Raw genomic sequence first — 20,465 nt, 5'->3', positions numbered from 1 at the left:
GGCCGCTTTCGCGAGCAGGCTCGCTCCCACAGGATTTTGCAGTGTTTGTCGGGTCAGTCCTCAAACCGGATCGGGCATTTCTCTGGGCCTTCCAGCTTGCGCAGTTCCTCCACCACCTGCGGCCGCGCACCGCGCAAGGTCAGGCTGCGACCCTGGCCCAACAGGCGCCGCGCTTCCTGATGCAACATCTCCACCCCCGAATAGTCGATGAAGTTGATCTGCTGCGCCTCGATCACCACCCGCGCGCCGTGCATGCGCTGTAAACGCACTTGCAGATAATGGCTGGCGCCAAAGAAGATCGAGCCGCCGACCCCCAGCACATCGTCTTCGCCATCGCGCCAATGCTGCACCCGCGGCTGCGAAGTGCGCTTGAGGTAGAAGAACAGCGACGCAAGCACGCCGGCGTAGATCGCGGTCTGCAACTCCAGCAGCAGAGTCGCCAGGCAGGTCAGCGCCATCACCACGAACTCGGCGCGGCTGACCCTGAGCAACGATCGAATCCCGCGATGATCGACCAACCCCCAGGCGATCAGCAAAATGCTGCCGGCCATGGCCGGAATCGGGATGTGCGCGATCAGCCCGGCACCGAAAATCGCAAACAATGCCACCCAGATCGCCGAAAACACGCCTGCCAGCGGTGAGCAGGCGCCGGCCTCATAACTGAGACCCGAGCGGGTGAACGAGCCCGCCGACAGCGATCCGGAAAAGAACGCCCCGACAATGTTCGAAAGGCCCTGCGCGCGCACTTCCTGATTGGCATCGAGCAACTGCTGCGAACGTGCAGATATCGAACGGGCAATCGACAGGCTGGTGACCAGCCCCAACATGCCCACCGCCACTGCGCTGGGTAGCAGGCGCAGGATCAAATCCAGATCCAGCGGCAACCCACTGAACGGCGGCAAACGCCCGACAAATGCGCTGACCAGATGCACGTGGCCGAACATCGCCGGCCACAGCCACACCAGCAGACTGGCCAGCACCAGCGTTATCAACAACGTCGGCCAGCGCGGCAGCCATTGTTTGAGCACAACGCCGACTGCCACCGTGGCCACTCCGAGCAGCAACGAAGGTTTATCCACAGCCCGAAGGTGTTGCAGCAGATCCATCAAACTGTCCAGCGCCGTGGCTTTGGCTGGCAGATCCAGCCCCAGCAGATTCGGTAATTGCCCAATGGCAATTACCACCGCCGCGCCAAGGGTGAAACCGAGCACCACCGAATGCGAGACGAAGTTCACCAGCGCGCCAAACCGGAGCAAGCCAAGCAACCATTGAAATACCCCGGCGAGGAAGGTCAGCAACAGGATCAGGGTGACGTAGTCCTGGGATGCCGGCACGGCCAGTGGACTGACGCTGGCGTAAAGCACGATCGAAATCGCCGCGGTCGGGCCGCAGATCAGATGCCATGACGAACCCCACAGACAGGCGATCAACACCGGGATGATCGCGGCGTAGAGGCCGTATTCAGGTGGGAGACCGGCGATCAGCGCGTAGGCAATCGACTGAGGTAACGCGAGAATCGCACCGCTGAGGCCAACGATCAGATCCCGTCCGACGCTGGCGCGGGTTTGCCGGGGTAGCCAGGTGAGGAAGGGAAACAGTGAGCGGCGACTGGGAAAGGCCATGGGTCCTCGCGGTTTGGGGTTTGCTGCAAGGGTAACAGGGTGTCAGTTGGGAAAGCCCCTCACCCTGCCCCTCTCCCAAAGGGATAGGGGACTGACCGAGGTGTCTGGTCGAGTTACGCCGACGTGAAAAACCTGCGTCGAACTCAATGCTGAATACACCAGAGATCGGCCCCCTTTCCCCTCGCCCCCTCTGGGGGAGAGGGCTGGGGTGAGGGGGTAGAATCTCAAGCCGAGCACAATTCCAGCAACCCCACGATCAGAGCCTGGCTTTAACCGCCGCCAGCGCATCCTTGCCATCCAGCGTCTTCACCCCCTCCAGCCACTTGTCCAACACCGCCGGATTAGCCTTGATCCACGCCTTAGCCGCCTCGGCATTAGTGATCTTCTTGTTCACTACCTCGGCCATGATGCTGTTCTCCATCTCCTGAGTGAACGCAAGATTGGTCAGCAATTTACCCACATTCGGACACGCCTCTGCATAACCCTTGCGCGTCAGGGTGAACACGCTGCCGGTGTCGCCAAAGTATTTCTCGCCGCCCTTCAGATAGCGCATTTTCAACTGCACGTTCATCGGGTGCGGGGTCCAGCCGAGGAAGGTGACAAATTTCTGCTTTTTCACCGCCCGCGACACTTCGGCGAGCATCGCCTGTTCGCTGGACTCGATCAGTTTCCACTGACCCATGTCGAAGTCGTTCTTCTTGATGATCTCCTGCAGCGAGATGTTCGCCGGGGCGCCCGAGCCGATGCCGTAGATCTTCTTGTCGAACTTGTCGGCAAATTTGTTCAGGTCGGCAAAGTCATGCACACCCGCATCCCACACGTAGTCCGGCACGGCCAGGGTGAACTCGGTGCCGTCGAGGTTCTTCGCCAGTTGCGTGACATCGCCGGTAGCCACGAATTTATCGTAGAAGCCCTGCTGCGCCGGCATCCAGTTGCCGAGGAATACGTCCACCTGACCGTCCTTCAAACCACCGAAGGTGATCGGCACCGCGAGGGTGTCGACCTTGGCCTTGTAGCCCATGCCGTCCAGCAGAAACCCGGTAATGGCGTTGGTTGCGGCGATGTCGCTCCAGCCGGGGTCGGCCATTTTTACCGTGGCGCAGCTTTGCTCGGCGAATGCCGAGGTACTGCTCAGCGCTATCAGGCCAAACGTCACTGCTGTGGATAACTTGCGCATGGACTTCCCCTTCACATTATTGGTTTTGGCAGGGTTGTGGATAACGGGCCTTGCGCTCCAGATCATCGAGGTCGATGTGGTTGCGCATGTACTGCTGACTGGCGTCCACCAACGGCTGGTGATCCCAGCTCTTCAGCTTGCCGATGGTTAACGCATCGGCGACAAAACGGCGGCGGCGCTGGCTGGCGAGAACGTCCCGGTGGATTGCCGGGATATCCCACTTGGCCCGCGCTTCGACGAGAAAATCGTCGAAAAGCTGGCGATGCAGTGGCGATTGGCTGAGTTCTTCCATTTCACGCGGATCGTTGGCTACGTCAAAGAGTAGGCAAGGGTCGCTTTCGCTGTAGATAAATTTGTAGGCGCCACGGCGGATCATCATCAGCGGGCTGATCGTGCCTTCGGCCATGTACTCGCCGAACACTTCGTCATGACCGCCCTGCCCTTGCAGGTGCGGCACCAGTGACCGCCCATCTAGCGGCAGACCCGGCTCCAGCGTGCCGCCAGCCAGTTCGACGAAAGTGGGCAGCAGGTCGGCGGTGGACACCGCAGCGCTGATCCGACCCGCGCCAAACTGGCCTGGCGCACTTATCAACAGGGGGACGCGCGCCGCCATCTCGTACCAGTGCATTTTGTACCAGAGGCCTTTCTCGCCAAGCATGTCGCCATGGTCGCCCGAGAAGACGATGATGGTGTCATCGATCAGCCCGGTTTCCTCAAGAGTTTGCAGGAGTTTGCCGACGTTGGCATCGATATAGCTGCAAGCGCCGAAGTACGCACGGCGCGCATCGCGAATCTTATCCACAGGCAAAGGTTTATCCCCCAGGTCATAAACCTTGAGCAGTCGTTGCGAGTGCGGATCAAGTTCGTGCTGGTCCGGTGTTGCAGGCAACGGGATATCTGCATCGTCGTACAAATCCCAGAATGCCTTGGGAATCGTGTACGGATCGTGTGGGTGGGTCATCGACACGGTCAGGCAGAACGGCTGATCGCCATCTTCGCGAATGTGATCGAACAGATATTGCTGCGCCTTGAACACCACCTCTTCATCGAAATCGAGCTGGTTGGTGCGCACGCACGGCCCGGCTTGCAGCACCGAGGACATGTTGTGATACCAGCTCGGCCGCACGTCCGGCTCGTCCCAATTCACCGACCAACCGTAGTCGGCGGGATAGATATCGCTGGTCAGCCGCTCTTCGTAGCCATGCAACTGATCCGGGCCGCAAAAATGCATCTTGCCCGACAGCGCCGTGCGATAGCCGAGGCGACGCAGGTAGTGGGCGTAAGTCGGCACATCGGCGGGGAAATCGGCAGCGTTGTCGTAAGCGCCGATCTTGCTCGGCAACTGTCCGCTGACCAGGGTAAAACGCGACGGCGCGCACAACGGGCTGTTGCAGTAAGCGGCATCGAACACCACGCTTTGGGCGGCTAGGCGGGAAAGATTGGGCAGTTTGATCGGCGAAGGCCCGTAGATCGGCAACATTGGCGCGGCCATCTGATCGGCCATGATGAAAAGAATATTCTTGCGCTTCATGTGATCGCGGCATTCCATAGTGAATATTTATGCGACATTGCTGCGATCGAGCATGGAGTCCATGCTCTGTCGGGTAAAGCCCGCGCTGGGCAATGACTAGGATAAGCACAGCTTATGTATGAAGCTCTTGGTGATCTGTCGCTCGACCTGTTGCGCGCGTTCGAGGCCGCTGCCAGGCATCGCAGTTTTACCGCCGCCGCGGTGGAGCTTGGGACCACGCAACCTGCGATCAGCCAGCAGATCAAACGACTGGAAGAGCAGCTTGGCTCACGGTTGTTCGATCGAATCTACCGTGGCATTGAGCTCACCGAAGTCGGCACCATCCTGTTCGAGCAAGTTACCCTCGGTTTGCAGAATATCGATGCCGGTTTGAGTGCGATCAGCGCACAGCAGCAACATGAGGTGCTGCAAGTCGCTACCGATTTTGCCTTCGCCGCGTATTGGTTGATGCCGCGTCTACATCGCTTCCATGAGGCCAATCCACACGTCGACGTCAGCCTGGTCACCAGTGAGCGCAACCACAACATGCTGCGCACCGATATCGACGTGGCGATCCTGTTCGGCGATGGCCGTTTCAAACAGGGTGAAAGCCATTGGCTGTTCAGCGAAGAAGTGTTCCCGGTGTGCAGTCCGCTCTTGCTCAAGGACCGTGCCCTGCCCTTGACCGCGCAGGCACTACTGGAACTTCCGCTGCTGCACCTGCGGGGGGAGAACAGCAGCAATTGGTTCGACTGGAGTGGGCTGTTCCGCGAACTGGGCATCACTACCCCGCCGGCGCCGGGGCAATTGCGTTTCGACAATTACACACTGCTGATCCAAGCGGCGATCGGCGGCCAAGGCGTGGCGATTGGCTGGCGTCACCTTGTGGATAACTTGCTCAGTCAGGGCTTGCTGTGTCGACCGATTGCCGAGACCACGCTGTCGCGCCTTGGCTATTACGTGGTGTTACCGCAGCGCAAACGGCGTGGAGTGTTGATTCAGCAGTTTGTCGATTGGCTGATGGAAGAGCAGGCCAGCAGTGCCGAATCCCTTACCGGGCTTGCGTTGCCTTCGATTGCGGTGTGATCAATCAGTCGGACGCCGCGACAAAATTCACATGCTGACCCACATGCAGATTCAGTCGCAGTTCATCGGCAATTCCCACTGCCACGCGATTCAAGCGTTCCAGCGGTTCTGCCAGACCCGGCTCAAGATTGCCGCCGACCTGACTGAAATGCTCGATGGTCAACCCAGCCACGCCTTGCGGCGAATTGACCAGCGTCCAGTGCAGTGGGCTGCTTTGTACCGCTTCACGAATTTCTTCGGCAGCGTGGCGTTGTAAGCGTTCATCCAGCTCCGGCTCGTCGAGTACGGCAAACTCCCCCACCAGAAACAGTCGCGAAACATTGGCCGCTTGCAGTCCGTCGACCAGTGCATCCACCGCTAAAACCTGCTCGACCGGGCCAAGCACCACCGAGCGTTCCACATGGTCGCTACTGAACGGCAGCCCCGGGGCATCGAGCAAACAGATCACCGCTGAACTGCCGGCGACACTTTGATTGACCCGCTCGGAATCGAACAGGTCACCGCTTTTGGTGCGCAATCCTGGACGCGGCGCGAGCGCGGTCAGGTCGTCGAGAATGGCGATGACTTCGTGCTGTCGGCGCAGCAGTTCAGCCATCAACGCAGCGCCCAGGCTACTCATGGCACCATAGAGCACCACTTTTACCACCGGGGTTTCGGCATTTTTCATGGCTGATCCCTTTTGTTATACCTTGTATGACGTGTGACATACGGGCTACGTCGAGGGTTCGAACCGATTCAGAGGGTTTGCGATGCAAGCGATCAAGGGCTACCACGCCCACGTCTATTTCGACGCCAATACGATTGAACAGGCACGGGCACTATGCGAGCGGGCCGCGCAGTTGTTTCCGTTGAAGATGGGCCGCGTTCACGAACGACCGGTCGGCCCGCACCCGGACTGGAGCTGCCAGTTAGCCTTCGGTCCCGAGCTGATCGGCGAGGTGCTGCCGTGGCTGGCCCTCAATCGCAAAGGCCTGGTGGTGTTTCTGCACCCGGACACCGGCGATGACTTGCTCGATCACACCGAGCATGCGATCTGGATGGGGGCGATGCGGACGCTGGATTTGTCTGTTTTTTGATCAGGTCGTTGATACGCCCGACGCGTTTCTTCGCGCTCACCGCTTGGCTGCTCGTTCGCCAAACGACGCTAATCGCATCCGACGACCGGTTGACCGTTCATTCAAAGCTTTCACCCGCGAAAGGTAGCTGAAAGCTTCCCCGATTAGGATCGCCCTCACTTCCGGCAACAGACCGGTTGGCCAACGCGTGTGATACCTCGCTCGCCCGGCCCAATTAACAACAACAATGGTGATTCTGATGTCCTCTGTAGCCCGCCTCTTCCCGCGTTTTCTTGTTGCCACTCCGCCCGTACGCCTCGTGCTTCCCGTTCTGCGCTGATCCCGCCCGATCCGCTCACTTAACTAGCCGCGCTACGCCTGGAGTAATCCCATGCTGACTTTCCTTGGCTTCGCCATGGTCATCACGTTCATGTTCCTGATCATGACCAAGCGCCTGTCCGCGCTGATCGCCCTGATCATCATCCCGATTCTGTTTGCGCTGTTCGGTGGCTTCGCGCCGAAGATCGGTCCGATGATGCTCGAAGGCATCACCAAGCTGGCGCCAACTGGCGTGATGCTGATGTTCGCCATTCTCTATTTCGCCCTGATGATCGACTCCGGCCTGTTCGACCCGGCCGTGCGCAAGATCCTCAAACTGGTCAAGGGCGACCCGCTGAAAGTTTCGGTCGGCACCGCCGTACTGGCGCTCGTCGTTTCCCTTGATGGTGACGGCGCGACCACTTATATGATCTGCGTGGCCGCGATGCTGCCGCTGTACAGCCGCATAGGCATGAGCCCGCGGATCATGGCTGGCCTGATCATCCTCGCCGGTGGCGTGATGAACATGACCCCATGGGGCGGTCCGACCGCTCGTGCGGCGAGTGCGCTGCATGTCGATCCTTCGGATATTTTCGTGCCAATGATCCCGGCCATGGCCGCTGGCGTGGTGGCGATCCTGGTGATTGCCTATTTCTACGGCAAACGCGAACGTGCGCGTCTGGGTGAGTTGCACCTGATCGGCGACGAGATCGATCACAGCGAAATCAGCGTTTCACAGTTCCCGGATGCCCGTCGTCCGAAGCTGATCTGGTTCAACGGCGCCCTGACCTTCGGCCTGATGTGCACGCTGATCGCCGGCCTGTTGCCACTGCCGGTGTTGTTCATGGTTGCATTCAGTATCGCCATGATCGTCAACTACCCTTGCCTGCAACAGCAGAAAGATCGCGTCGCGGCGCACGCCGGTAGTGTGCTGGCAGTGGTCGGGCTGATCTTTGCGGCCGGCATCTTCACCGGTATCCTGACCGGCACCGGTATGGTCGATGCGATGTCGAAGAGCCTGTTGGCAGTGATCCCTGATTTCCTCGGCCCGTACCTGGCGGTAATCACGGCGCTGGTGAGCATGCCGTTCACCTTCTTCATGTCCAACGATGCGTTCTACTATGGTGTGTTGCCAGTGCTGACCGAGGCTGCCAGCCACTATGGCATTACGGCAGTGGAAATGGCCCGTGCCTCGATCGTCGGCCAGCCCGTCCACTTGCTGAGCCCGTTGGTGCCATCGACTTACCTGTTGGTGGCGTTGGCCGGGATTGATTTCGGTGATCACCAGCGTTTCACCCTGAAATGGGCGATCCTGGTGTGTATCTGCATCCTGATTGCTGCACTGCTGTTGGGGACTTTTCCGCTCTTCAGCACTCTATAAGCCCAAGACTCACTGCACAGAGTCCCGGCTTCGCTGTTTGAAGCCCGGACTCTTTGTGGTTTAACAATCGCTCAAAGGAATACACATGGAATGGCTGACCAACCCTGAAATCTGGGTTGCCTTCTTTACCCTGACCGCCCTGGAAATCGTCCTCGGTATCGATAACATCATCATGATTTCGATCCTGGTCAGCCGCATGCCCAAACACATGCAGCAGCGCACCCGGATTTTCGGTCTGGCGCTGGCCATGATCACGCGGATCCTGTTGCTGCTGTCGATTACCTGGGTCATGCGCCTGACGGCCGACCTGTTCGTAGTGTTCGGCCAAGGCATCTCCGGCCGCGACCTGATCCTGTTCTTCGGTGGTCTGTTCCTGCTGTGGAAGAGCTCGCAAGAGATGTATCACGCGCTCGAAGGCGAAGACGAAAGCGACGACACGCCAAGCGGCAAGGGTGGCAACTTCCTCTACACCATCATCCAGATCGCGATCATCGACATCGTCTTCTCGCTGGATTCGGTGATCACCGCTGTCGGCATGGTCTCGCACGTTCCAGTCATGGTTGCAGCGATCATCGTTGCGGTGCTGGTGATGATGCTGGCGGCCGGGACTATCAGCGATTTCATCGACAAACATCCGTCGCTGAAGATGCTCGCGCTGTCGTTCCTGCTGGTGGTCGGTACTGTGCTGATCGCAGAATCGTTCGATGTGCATGTGCCAAAAGGCTACGTCTACTTCGCGATGGCGTTCTCGCTGGCAGTGGAAGCGATCAACATCAAACTGCGTGGCGCGATGGCCAAGAAGAAACAACAGCAAGATCCGGTGAAACTGCGCAAGGACATTCCGGGCCAGTAACCCGGTAATCCAGCAGTCAATACAAAACCTGTGGGAGCTGGCAAGCCAGACTCCCACAGGTTTTTTTGTCTTTGATGCTTGAAAAACCGTAGTTCACGCAGACAGAAGAACCTGTTGGAGCTGGCTTGCCAGCGATAACGGGGTGTCAGTCGACATCAATGTTTGCTGTGCCGACGTCATCGCTGGCAAGTCAGCTCCCACAGGGTTTTGCCTTGTTTGTGGAGAACGTGAATGAACGCCTTTTCATGACACTTTTGTTTCAATCTCCACTTTGGCTGTGCAATGCTGGCGCACAGACCGTTAGCCAACTACAGCTTAAGTATCAGAACGTAGAAACCGCGCGGCATCGTCAACTTGCTCCTCTGGAGCGCTGCTATTTCAGGGGGTTTGCATGCTCACCCTGCTCAATCTGCTTTCCGCCGTCGCCCTGCTGATCTGGGGCACGCACATCGTTCGAACCGGCATCCTGCGGGTCTACGGCACCCAGTTGCGCCATGTGATTGGCCAGAACATGTCGAAAAAATGGCTGGCCTTTGTCGCCGGTATCGTCGTGACCGCGATGGTGCAGAGCAGCAACGCCACCGCCATGCTCGTCACCTCTTTTGTCGGCCAGGGCCTCATGGCGCTGACCCCGGCGCTGGCGACCATGCTCGGCGCCGACGTCGGTACGGCGTTGATGGCCCGGGTGCTGACCTTCGACCTGTCCTGGCTGTCGCCGCTGCTGATTTTTGTCGGGGTGATTTTCTTTCTGTCGCGCAAACAGACGCGGCTCGGGCAGATGGGTCGCGTATCCATCGGTCTGGGGCTGATCATTCTTGCGCTGCAATTGATCGTCGAGGCCGCTGCGCCGATCACCCATGCGCAAGGGGTGAAGGTGATTTTCGCCTCGCTGACTGGCGATATCCTTCTCGACGCCTTGGTCGGCGCGCTGTTCGCGATGATTTCCTACTCCAGCCTCGCCGCCGTGCTGCTCACCGCCACACTGGCCGGGGCAGCGGTGATCAGTCTGCCGGTGGCGATCGGTCTGGTGATCGGCGCCAACATCGGCAGCGGCATTCTCGCGTTCATGAGCACCAGCATGCAGAACGCGGCGGGCCGGCAGGTGGCGCTCGGCAGTCTGTTGTACAAGCTGATCGGCCTGCTGCTGATCATCCCGGTGCTCGATCCGCTGGTGCACTGGATCGACGGTCTCGATTTCAGCCCGCAGGAAATGGTCATCGGCTTCCATCTGCTCTACAACACCGCGCGTTGCCTGATCCTGCTGCCTAGTGTCGGGCCGATGGCGCGGCTGTGTGCCTGGCTGCTGCCTGAACGGCCGGAGGTCAACGGCACCGCCAAACCGCGTCATCTCGACGCGACCGCACTGGTCACGCCAAGCCTTGCGCTGGCCAACGCCGCGCGGGAAACCCTGCGCATGGGCGATCTGCTCGACAACATGCTCGATGCCACTCTCGATGTGTTGCGCGGCAAGCAGACCGCCGTCACTCAGGAGGTGCGTCGCCTGACCGACGACATCGAAGCGCTTTACAGCGCAATCAAGCTGTATCTGGCGCAGATGCCCCGCGAGGATCTTGGCGAGCGGGACAGTCGACGCTGGGCCGAGATCATCGAGTTGGCGATCAACCTGAAACTGTCCAGCGATGTCATCGAACGCATGCTGCGCAAGATCCAGCAGCAGAAGACTTCGCAACGTCGTTCGTTTTCCGAAGAGGGCCTGGAGGATCTGGCCGTGCTGCATCAGCAGCTTATTGCCAACCTGCGGTTGGGGCTGTCGGTGTTTCTCAGTGGCGACCGGGAAAGTGCCCGGCAGTTGTTGCGCGAAAAACGTCGTTTTCGCGCACAGGAACGCCGTTTGGCCCATGCGCATGTCAGCCGATTGCAACGCAAGATCGTGCAGAGTATTGAAACCAGTTCGCTGCATCTGGAGTTGATTGCGGACATGCGGCGGCTCAATTCGCTGTTCTGCGGCAGTGCGTATGTGGTGCTGGAAACGGCGGATACCGGCGCGCTGGCGGCGGATGATATGAGCGACATTACGCATTCGCCTTGAACGTCTGCGGTTGTGGTCAGTCAGTAACTCAGAGTTCAGCCTCAAGGCCGTCATCGCTGGCAAGCCAGCTCCCACAGGGTTTTGTGCGCCTTAGATCCCTGAGTGAGCTGGCTTGCCAGCGATGAGGATCTGACTGACGACACGGATCTCCAAATCAGCCGTATGGAAGCCTGTTATGCGTTGCCTGTTGTTCGCCTGTCTGTTGCTCGGATCTCTACCCTCCTTCGCCCTGGATCGTTTTCAGGTCGAAGGCTATGCGTTGCCCAACGGTTTGCAGTTGATGCTCAAGCCCGGCACCGAGCGTGGGCATGTGGCGATCCGCCTGGTGGTCGGCGTCGGTCTCGATGATTTTGACTGCGACGAAAAAGAGCTGCCGCACCTGCTCGAACACCTGCTGTTCAGCGGCATTGACGCCAATGGCGAAGGTGGTCTCGAAGAACGCATGCAGGCCCTGGGCGGCGAATGGAACGCCTTCACCAGCAATGCCGACACCACGTTCGTCATCGAAGCCCCGGCGAAGAACCAGCGCAAGGTGCTCGATCTGCTGCTGGCTCTGCTGACCCAGACCCGCATTGACGACAACGCGATCAACGCCGCCAAACGCGTGGTCGAGCGTGAAGACGGCGGCCATTACACGCGCCTGCAACGTTTTCTTGATCGTCAGGATCTGGGCCACACCGCGAGCAATCAATTGGCCGTCGAACTGGGCCTGAAATGCCCGCAACGCGCCGAAGTCGATCATCTGACCCAAGAGCAGTTAGAGAAGGTGCGCCAGGCCTGGTACGCGCCGAACAACATGACCCTGATCATCGTCGGCGAACTCGACAAACTGCTGCCGGCTTATCTGGAACGCACGTGGGGCGCCCTCGAACCGGTCGAACCCAGCGAGCACCGTCCGCTACCGGACATCAGCACCAGCGCCGCCCACGAGCGCACCCTCACCCGTGGCTTCATGGGTGACGGCGCCAAGTTGCACTGGATGGTGCCGGAGCCGGTGCTGGACGATCAGTACGACCAGACCTTCGATATCCTCAAGGATTACCTCGACTGGGCGCTGTACCGGCAGATCCGCCTGAACCACGGTTTGTCCTACGGGCCGTGGGCCGAACGCGAAGTGTTCGGCGGCGTCGGCTTCATGAGCCTCAATGCTGATCTGGATCGCGATGACGTCGACGAAGCCATTCAGGTCCTGGAAGACCTCAAGGCGGACTTGCTGAAAAACGGCCTCGACCCAGACACCTTCACCCGGATCAAACAGGCCGCTATCGCCCACCAGGCCTGGGCGGTACAAGGCAACAGCGCGATGGCCGATTATTACTGGAGCGCGCTGAGCAATTATCAGGACGGCCGCTTCGCCAACCCTGCGCGGGACCTGCAAGGTGTGACGCTGGAAACGGCGAACAAGGCGATGCGTGAGTTGATGTTGCAACCGGGGTATCTGCGGATCGAGAAGCCGCTGATCAGTGATGATCAGGTGTTGTGGCTGGCTGCGGGTGGGGTGGGGCTGGTGCTGCTGATGTTGATCGGCTGGCGTGTGTATCGTAAGCGCGCCTGAAGATCAAAAGATCGCAGCCTTCGGCAGCTCCTACACTGGAATGCGATTTCCTGTAGGAGCTGCTGAAGGCTGCGATCTTTTCAGGCCAGTCAATACAACGAATAACTGACTGCCAACCTCGCCACATCTCCCGGTGGGCGCTACTCTGTCGAGGATTTTTCCTACTTTGTTGTGAACCGCCAAAATGTCCAGACTGACCCTCCTTATCCAGCGCATTATCGAGCTGATGAAGCGCTACCCCGGGGTCATTGCGCTGGGTGGTTTCATCTCGGGGGTCGGCAGTTTCATGCTGGTCGATCGCCAGCAGGGACTGGCGAGCTGGATCACGGTGATCATGCTGATCAGCTGGATCTGGCTGATGTTGGAAAACACCCTCACCGGCCTCTTCACGCGGGTGTTCAAACGGGAAATTCCTCAACCGCTGCTGCGTTATGCGACGCAGATGATCCATCAGGAAAGCCTGTTTTTTGTCCTGCCGTTCTTTTTCATCACCACGACGTGGAACAGCAGCCAACTGATCTTTACCGGCCTGCTCAGCGTCGCCGCGCTGATCTCCATCGTCGACCCGCTCTATTACAAATGGCTGGCGCCACGGCGCTGGGCGTTTCTCGCGTTGCACACCCTGACCCTGTTCGCCGCCCTGCTCACGGCGTTGCCGGTGATCATGCACCTGACCACCTCGCAAAGTTTCAAATGGGCGCTGGGGATTGCCGTGCTGCTGTCGTTCCCGAGCCTGGCGTCGATCTTCCCGATCCGCACCGTGCGTAACGCGCTGGCGATTCTGTGCATCACCGTGGGCATCGGTGGCGTCGGCTGGGCATTGCGTTCGTGGGTGCCGCCGGCGACGCTGTGGATGACCGACGTGGCGATCAGCACGCAAATGCAGGATCGCACCCCTGGCGCCAGTCTCGACAAGGTCAGCGCCGAGCAGATCCGCAACGGCGGCCTCTACGCCTACACCGCGATCAATGCACCGCGCGGGCTCGATGAGCGGATTTATCACGTCTGGCAGTTCAACGGTAAAGAGGTCGATCGTATCGCCCTCGACATCCACGGCGGGCGCAAGGAAGGCTACCGGGCGTGGACGCACAAACAGAATTTCCCCGGCAACCCGGCGGGCAAATGGCAAGTGCGGGTGCTGACCGAGGATGGCCAGCTGATCGGTGTGCTGCGCTTTGAAATCACCGACAGCACACCGGTCAAAGAAAAGTAATCCGGTTCGTGCTATTACGTTAGTTCGCTTAGAAGCCGAACAAGCACGGAGCTTATGACCAGCAGCTCGATGACAGGCAGCGCCCAATTGGACACCTCCAACACCCCTGTCCGCCTGCGGATCAGCGGAGACTGGACGCTCGCCCATTACACCGAGCTCAAACATCTGAGCGAAACCCTGCGCGGCCAGTACGACACCGACACGCCCATCGACCTCAACGGCCTCGGCGCCCTCGACACTGCTGGCGCGTCATTGCTGGTGGAACTGCTCGGCTCCGAGCGCCTCGGCAAATCCGCCGAACATCCCGATTGCACAATCTCCAGCGCCGACCGCGCGCTGCTGCAAACCGTGTATCAGTCGTTGACCGATTTCTGCGTGCCGATCAAGGAAGCGGAAATCAGCGTCAGTGTGCAATTGCTGACGCGCATCGGCCGCGCCGTCGATACGGTCTGGCAAGACACCCTGCAACTGCTCGGCTTCGTCGGGCTGATTCTGGAAACTATCGCTCGTGGCCTGTTTCGGCCCAAGCGCTGGCGTATCACGCCGATGATCGCGCACATCGAACAGACCGGCCTCGATGCCGCGCCTATTGTGGCGTTGCTGACCTTTCTGGTGGGGGCTGTGGTGGCGTTTCTCGGCGCGACGGTGCTGGCCAGTTTTGGCGCGAGCATCTTCACCGTCGATCTGGTGGGTTTTGCCTTCCTGCGTGAGTTCGGTGTTTTACTCACCGCGATCCTGATGGCCGGGCGCACCGCCAGTGCGTTCACCGCGCAAATCGGGTCGATGAAGGCCAACGAGGAAATCGACGCGATTCGCACCCTCGGCCTTGATCCGATGGAGCTGCTGGTGGTGCCGCGTGTGTTGGCGTTGCTGGTGGCGCTGCCGCTGCTGACCTTTCTGGCAATGATCTGCGGAATCATCGGCGGTGCCGTGGTCTGCGCGGTGTCGCTGGATATCTCTCCGGCGATGTTCCTCTCGCTGCTGCAAAGCGACATCGGCGTTCAGCATTTTCTGGTCGGTCTGGTGAAGGCGCCGATCTTCGCATTTCTGATTGCGGCGATTGGCTGCCTGGAAGGCTTCAAGGTCAGTGGCAGCGCCGAATCGGTCGGCGCACACACCACGTCGAGTGTGGTGCAGTCGATTTTCGTGGTGATCGTGCTCGACGCGGTGGCTGCGCTGTTCTTCATGGAGATGGGCTGGTGAGTCGTCTACCCCGTGCGCCCTCGGAGGCGGTGATTGAAGTCCGTAACCTGTGCAACCGCTTCGGTACGCAGAGCGTGCACGAGAACCTCGATCTGGATTTGTACAAAGGCGAAATTCTCGCCGTGGTCGGCGGTTCCGGCAGCGGCAAATCGGTACTGCTGCGCAGCATTGTCGGCCTGCGCCGGCCCAGCGAGGGCATCGTCAAAGTGTTCGGCCAGAATCTGCCGAGCCTGGCGGAGCATGAGCGCTCGTTGATCGAACGACGCTTTGGCGTGCTGTTTCAGAAAGGTGCGCTGTTCTCTTCGCTCACCGTGACCGAAAACGTCGCCCTGCCGCTGATCGAACACGCGGGCCTGAGCCGCGAAGATGCCGAGCATCTGGCCGCCGTCAAACTGGCGCTGGCCGGGCTACCGCTGTCGGCGGCAGACAAATACCCGGCGTCGCTGTCCGGCGGCATGATCAAGCGCGCCGCTCTGGCCCGGGCCTTGGCGCTGGATCCGGACATTCTTTTTCTCGACGAACCCACCGCCGGCCTCGATCCGATTGGCGCTGCGGCGTTCGATCAGTTGATCCTGACCCTGCGTGATGCGTTGGGCCTGAGTGTGTTTCTGGTGACCCACGACCTCGACACGCTCTACACCATCACCGACCGCGTGGCGGTGCTGGCGCAGAAGAAAGTGCTGGTGGCCGATGCCATCGACGTGGTCTCGGAAACCGATGACGCGTGGATTCACGAATATTTCCACGGCCCGCGCGGCCGCTCGGCGCTGGACGCCGCCAAACTGCTCAACGAGGTCTGACATGGAAACCCGAGCGCATCATGTGTTGATTGGCCTGTGCACCGTGCTGGTGGTGGCCGGCGCCCTGCTCTTCGGCCTGTTCCTGGCCAAATCCAGTGTCGACACCGAGTTCAAGGATTACGAGGTGGTGTTCAACGAGGCGGTCAGTGGTCTGTCCAAGGGCAGTTCGGTGCAGTACAGCGGGATCAAGGTCGGCGACGTGGTCAGCCTGCGCCTTGATCCGCAGGACCCACGGCGGGTGCTGGCGCGGATTCGTCTCGGCGGCGACACGCCGGTGAAGGAAGACACCCAGGCCAAACTGGCGCTGACCGGGATCACTGGCACGTCGATCATCCAGCTCAGCGGCGGCACGCCGCAGAGCCCGACCCTCAAGGGGCATGACGGCAAGCTCCCGGTGATCATCGCGTCGCCCTCGCCGATCTCGCGGTTGCTCAATGACAGCAACGACTTGATGAGCGGCATCAGTGCCCTGCTGCACAATGCTAATCAGATGTTCTCCGAGGATAACGTCGAACGCGTCAGCAGGACCCTCGCCCATCTCGAACAGACCACCGGCACCATCAACGATCAGCGCGGCGACATTCGCCAGGCCATGCAGCAACTGGCGAGCGTCGGCAAACAGGCCGGCAGCATGCTCGAACAGACCTCGGCGTTGATGCGTAACGCCAACGGCTTGCTCAACGATCAGGGCAAACAGGCGCTGGGCAGCGCCGAGCAGGCAATGAAGTCGCTGGAAGACAGCAGCGTCACCATCAATGCATTGCTGAACAAGAACCAGAACTCCCTCGACAGCGGCATGCAGGGCCTCAACGGCCTGGCGCCGGCGATCCGCGAACTGCGCGAAACCCTGTCTTCGCTGCGGGCCATTTCCCAACGTCTGGAGGCCAACCCCAGCGGTTACCTGCTGGGCAGTGACAAGAACAAGGAGTTCACGCCATGAAGCTGACCCGCCTCGCCCTCCTCGCCACTGGCCTTACGCTGATCAGCGCGTGCACGATCTTCCCCGAATCCGAGCCGCTGGACGTCTACCGCTTGCCGGCAGCACAGGCGCCCGCCTCGCGCGGTCCGGCGGCGACACAGCAGTGGTCGCTGCGCTTGAACAAGTTGCAGGCCAGCGAAGCGCTGAATCGGCCGACCATCGCGGTGATCCCGCAGGGTGACGTGATCAGCAGCTACAAGGCTTCGCGCTGGAGTGATCCGGCGCCGGTATTGCTGCGCAATCGGCTACTCGATGGTTTTCAGCGCGATGGCCGGGTGACGTTGCTGAGCACCGATGACAGCAACTTTCAGGCGGATCTGGAGCTGGGCGGGAATTTGCAGGCGTTTCAGACCGAGTATCAGGGCACCCAGGCCAGCGTCGTCGTGCGCCTCGATGCGTTACTGGTGCGCGGCTATGACCAGCGAATCCTGGCCAGTCGCCGGTTTGAAGAACGTCAGCCGCTGAGCGATGTGCAGGTGCCAGCGGTGGTCGCCGGGTTTGGCCAGGCCAGTGATCGTCTCACCGCCAACGTCGTCGCGTGGGCCGTGGACCAAGGCCAGAAACTGGCCCCCGAATCGCAACGTTAGCTCACCGTCAATCCCTGTGGGAGCGGGCTTGCCCGCGATGGCGGTGTGACAGCCACTGGATATTCTGGATGTGCTGACCTCATCGCGGGCAAGCCCGCTCTCACAGGGTTCTCTATCAGCCGAAGAACCAGTAGCACACGGTGATGGCGCCGATCACGCCGGCCAGTTCCGCCAACAGCGCGCAACCCACCGCATGCCTTGCGCGCTGAATCCCCACGGCACCGAAATACACCGCCAGCACATAGAACGTCGTCTCGGTACTGCCCTGCACTGTCGCCGCGACGAGCGCCGGGAAGCTGTCTACGCCCGAGGTCTGCATTGTCTCGATCAGCATCGCCCGCGCAGCGCTGCCGGAGAACGGTTTGACCATCGCTGTGGGCAGCGCATCAACGAAGCGCGTGTCCCAACCGGCCCATTCGACCAAATGGCGAATCCCGTCGAGACCAAAATCCAGCGCTCCGGATGCGCGCAATACGCCAACGGCGCAGAGCATCGCGACCAGATATGGCAGCAGGTTCTTGGCAACGTCGAAGCCTTCCTTCGCGCCTTCAACGAACGCCTCGTAAACCTTCACTTTGCGTAAGGCACCGATCACCAGAAACAGCATGATCAACCCGAACAACGTGAGATTGCCTAGGATCGAAGACAGCCCTGCCAGCGCCGTGGCCGACATAGTCCCCAGCAGTGCCATGAACGCGCCGAGGATCAGCGCGCCGGGAATCAGATACGCCAGCACCACCGGGTCCCAGATCCGCAGACGCTGCATGAAGGCCACCGACAGGAAGCCGACGATGGTCGAGCAACTGGTCGCCAACAGAATCGGCAGGAACACCAGGGTCGGATCCGGCGCGCCTTGCTGGGCGCGGTACATGAAGATCGTCACCGGCAGCAGGGTCAGGGAGGAAGCGTTGAGCACCAGGAAAAGGATTTGCGCGTTGCTGGCGATGGTCGCGCTGGGGTTGAGTTCCTGCAACGCCTTCATGGCCTTGAGGCCGATCGGCGTGGCGGCGTTGTCCAGACCGAGACCGTTGGCGGCGAAGTTCAGGGTGATCAGTCCAAGGGCCGGGTGACCTGGCGGAACCTCAGGCATCAGGCGCAGAAACAACGGCCCCAACACCTTGGCCAGCCAGTCGACGATCCCGGCCTTCTCGGCAATGCGCAGGAAACCCAGCCACAGGGTGAGCGTGCCGAACAGCAGCACCATGACCTCGACCGAGAGCTTGGCCATGGCAAAAATGCTTTCCACCATCGCCGCAAAAATCCCGGCATTACCGCCGACCAGCCACTGCACCAGCGCCGACACGGCTGCCACGATGAAGAAGCCAAGCCACAGGCCATTAAGCATCAGTCAAATCCCCCGGAAGATGCGGCGAATGATAACGGGGTCGCCAGAAACGACAAACCCCGGATTTCTCCGGGGTCTGTTTATAACGGCTGGCGGTGATCCCTGTGGGAGCGGGCTTGCCCGCGATGGTGGTGGGTCAGTCAACAAAGATGTTGAATGTGCTGGCCTCATCGCTGGCAAGCCAGCTCCCACAGGGTTTTGTGTCAGTTCTTCGAGATTTCACCCGCCGGCAGTTTTTCCTTGCTGCGCCAGTGCGGCAGAGAGTTCCAGTAGCGCTCGCCCTTGGCGTCGTCGTACATGCCTTCCCAGCGGGAGATAACCAGCACGGCCAGAGCGTTGCCGATCACGTTCAGCGCGGTACGGGCCATGTCCATGATGCGGTCGACACCGGCGATGAACGCCAGGCCTTCGAGCGGAATACCAACGCTGCCCAAGGTCGCCAGCAGCACCACGAAGGACACGCCCGGTACACCGGCGATGCCTTTGGAGGTGACCATCAGGGTCAGCACCAACAACAGTTGCTGGCTGATCGACAGATCGATGCCGTACAGCTGGGCAATGAAGATCGCGGCAATGGACTGGTACAGGGTCGAACCGTCGAGGTTGAACGAGTAACCGGTCGGTACTACGAAACTGCAGATGGCTTTCGGCGCGCCGTAGGCTTCCATCTTCTCGATCACGCGCGGCAGCACGGTTTCCGAGGAGGCGGTGGAGTAGGCCAGTACCAGTTCATCCTTGAAGATGCGCATCAGCTTCAACACCGAGAAGCCAAACAGCTTGGCGATCAGGCCCAGCACCACAAAGGCGAAGAAGGCAATGGCGACGTAAACCAGAATCACCAGTTTGGCCAGCGGTACGAGGGATGCGAAGCCGAAGTTGGCCACGGTCACCGCGATCAGTGCGAATACGCCGATCGGGGCGTAGTTCATGATCATGTGGGTGACTTTGAACATGCTTTCCGAGACGCCCTGGAACATCTTCACCAGCGGCTCGCGCAGGTCCGACTGCAGGCTCGACAGACCGAGGCCGAACAGCACGGAGAAGAAGATGATCGGCAGCATTTCGCCGCGGGCCATGGCCGCAAAGATGTTCGACGGGATCAGGTTGAGGATGGTCTCGATGAACGCGTGTTCATGCTGTACTTCGGCGGCAGTCGCCTGGTACTTGGAAATGTCCACCGTACCCAAGGTGCTCATGTCGATGCCGGTACCCGGATGGAACAGGTTGGCCAGCACCAGACCGACGACGATGGCGATGGTGGTGACGATTTCGAAATAGATGATCGTCTTCAGGCCGATACGCCCGAGTTTCTTGGCGTCGCCCACGCCGGCGATGCCGACGATCAGGGAAGAGATGACAATCGGGATCACGATCATCTTGATCAGACGGATAAAGATATCGCCTGCCGGTTGCAGGACGTTGCTGATCCACCAGGCCTTCTCGGCACTGAAATGGTTGAGCAACGCGCCGATTGCAATCCCCAGAACCAGACCGATGAGGATCTGCCAGGCGAGGCTAATTCTTGCCTTCTTCATTATCTTTACCCTTACTTGCGTTTGACTCAGGCACATGCAGGAACTGGAACGCTTTTTAGCGGAAAAGTCTGTGCATCTGCCTCCGTATAAGGTGCCCCGAAGCGCGTATTGACGGCTCTTCGGCAGGCGAAAAAAGGCGCAACTATTCCGATGCAAGGTTGCGCCGTCTAATGCCGTAAACGCCTACCCTATGCCG

General features: G+C 60.0%; 17 protein-coding genes. 11 read left to right on the top strand and 6 right to left on the bottom strand.

All coding sequences use genetic code 11. The features are described from left to right. Positions 1-53 precede the first annotated feature (53 nt). From IEQ42_RS12505 to betC, 3 genes are all read right to left on the bottom strand, one after another. Positions 54-1,622, bottom strand: coding sequence for a SulP family inorganic anion transporter (locus tag IEQ42_RS12505; protein WP_042556925.1), 1,569 nt, complete (start codon positions 1,620-1,622; stop codon positions 54-56). Between the two features lie 256 nt (positions 1,623-1,878). Continuing rightward, positions 1,879-2,799 carry a choline ABC transporter substrate-binding protein gene (choX, locus tag IEQ42_RS12500; protein ID WP_210703751.1) on the bottom strand — a complete coding sequence of 307 codons (921 nt, stop codon included), beginning with the start codon at positions 2,797-2,799 and terminating at the stop codon, positions 1,879-1,881. A 16-nt stretch (positions 2,800-2,815) separates the two neighbouring features. Then, positions 2,816-4,330, bottom strand: coding sequence for a choline-sulfatase (gene betC, locus IEQ42_RS12495; protein ID WP_210703750.1), 1,515 nt, complete (start codon positions 4,328-4,330; stop codon positions 2,816-2,818). Between the two features lie 114 nt (positions 4,331-4,444). On the opposite strand from betC, the gene IEQ42_RS12490 reads away from it, so the two are divergent. Further along, positions 4,445-5,395: a choline sulfate utilization transcriptional regulator gene (locus IEQ42_RS12490; RefSeq protein ID WP_047299186.1), complete on the top strand. Its 951-nt coding sequence runs from the start codon at positions 4,445-4,447 to the stop codon at positions 5,393-5,395. Between the two features lie 4 nt (positions 5,396-5,399). Here IEQ42_RS12490 and IEQ42_RS12485 read toward each other — a convergent pair whose 3' ends face one another. After that, positions 5,400-6,062: an NAD(P)-dependent oxidoreductase gene (locus IEQ42_RS12485; RefSeq protein ID WP_210703749.1), complete on the bottom strand. Its 663-nt coding sequence runs from the start codon at positions 6,060-6,062 to the stop codon at positions 5,400-5,402. Positions 6,063-6,144: 82 nt separating this feature from the next. Here IEQ42_RS12485 and IEQ42_RS12480 point away from each other — a divergent pair, with 82 nt between their 5' ends. The 10 genes from IEQ42_RS12480 (at position 6,145) to IEQ42_RS12435 (ending at position 17,389) form a co-directional block, all read left to right on the top strand. Further along, entirely contained in the window at positions 6,145-6,471 is a 327-nt protein-coding gene (locus IEQ42_RS12480) for a DOPA 4,5-dioxygenase family protein (RefSeq protein ID WP_210703748.1), read from the top strand. Positions 6,472-6,841: 370 nt separating this feature from the next. After that, on the top strand, positions 6,842-8,149 hold the full coding sequence (locus tag IEQ42_RS12475) for a CitMHS family transporter (protein ID WP_210703747.1): 1,308 nt from the start codon (positions 6,842-6,844) through the stop codon (positions 8,147-8,149). Between the two features lie 85 nt (positions 8,150-8,234). Further along, a complete protein-coding gene (locus IEQ42_RS12470; protein ID WP_210553247.1) occupies positions 8,235-9,002 on the top strand; it encodes a TerC family protein in 768 nt (255 codons plus the stop codon). A gap of 391 nt (positions 9,003-9,393) precedes the next feature. After that, on the top strand, positions 9,394-11,052 hold the full coding sequence (locus IEQ42_RS12465; RefSeq protein WP_210703746.1) for a Na/Pi cotransporter family protein: 1,659 nt from the start codon (positions 9,394-9,396) through the stop codon (positions 11,050-11,052). 175 nt (positions 11,053-11,227) lie between these two features. Beyond that, the gene (locus IEQ42_RS12460) at positions 11,228-12,607 is read left to right on the top strand and encodes a M16 family metallopeptidase (RefSeq protein ID WP_210703745.1); all 1,380 of its coding nucleotides are present in this window, start codon (positions 11,228-11,230) and stop codon (positions 12,605-12,607) included. Between the two features lie 184 nt (positions 12,608-12,791). Next, positions 12,792-13,820 carry a DUF5924 family protein gene (locus tag IEQ42_RS12455; protein WP_210703744.1) on the top strand — a complete coding sequence of 343 codons (1,029 nt, stop codon included), beginning with the start codon at positions 12,792-12,794 and terminating at the stop codon, positions 13,818-13,820. Between the two features lie 54 nt (positions 13,821-13,874). Beyond that, complete coding sequence (locus tag IEQ42_RS12450; protein ID WP_210703743.1) at positions 13,875-15,023, top strand: ABC transporter permease; 1,149 nt, start codon at positions 13,875-13,877, stop codon at positions 15,021-15,023. Next, a complete protein-coding gene (locus IEQ42_RS12445) occupies positions 15,020-15,823 on the top strand; it encodes an ABC transporter ATP-binding protein (protein ID WP_042556937.1) in 804 nt (267 codons plus the stop codon). Before IEQ42_RS12450 ends, IEQ42_RS12445 begins: the two co-directional genes overlap by 4 nt. Position 15,824: 1 nt before the next feature. After that, positions 15,825-16,763, top strand: coding sequence for an MlaD family protein (locus tag IEQ42_RS12440; RefSeq protein ID WP_047299189.1), 939 nt, complete (start codon positions 15,825-15,827; stop codon positions 16,761-16,763). After that, on the top strand, positions 16,760-17,389 hold the full coding sequence (locus IEQ42_RS12435; RefSeq protein WP_210703742.1) for an ABC-type transport auxiliary lipoprotein family protein: 630 nt from the start codon (positions 16,760-16,762) through the stop codon (positions 17,387-17,389). Before IEQ42_RS12440 ends, IEQ42_RS12435 begins: the two co-directional genes overlap by 4 nt. A 115-nt stretch (positions 17,390-17,504) precedes the next feature. Here IEQ42_RS12435 and IEQ42_RS12430 read toward each other — a convergent pair whose 3' ends face one another. Both IEQ42_RS12430 and gltP read right to left on the bottom strand, forming a co-directional pair. Further along, on the bottom strand, positions 17,505-18,734 hold the full coding sequence (locus IEQ42_RS12430) for a nucleoside recognition domain-containing protein (protein ID WP_042556940.1): 1,230 nt from the start codon (positions 18,732-18,734) through the stop codon (positions 17,505-17,507). Positions 18,735-18,937: 203 nt separating this feature from the next. Continuing rightward, complete coding sequence (gene gltP, locus IEQ42_RS12425) at positions 18,938-20,269, bottom strand: glutamate/aspartate:proton symporter GltP (protein WP_210623316.1); 1,332 nt, start codon at positions 20,267-20,269, stop codon at positions 18,938-18,940. Between the last annotated feature and the right edge of the window lie 196 nt (positions 20,270-20,465).

Source organism: Pseudomonas iridis, assembly GCF_017980685.1.
Taxonomy (GTDB): Bacteria; Pseudomonadota; Gammaproteobacteria; order Pseudomonadales; family Pseudomonadaceae; genus Aquipseudomonas; species Aquipseudomonas iridis.
Note: the sequence above shows the minus strand (reverse complement) of the source record. Positions and strands in the feature narration are given on the sequence as shown.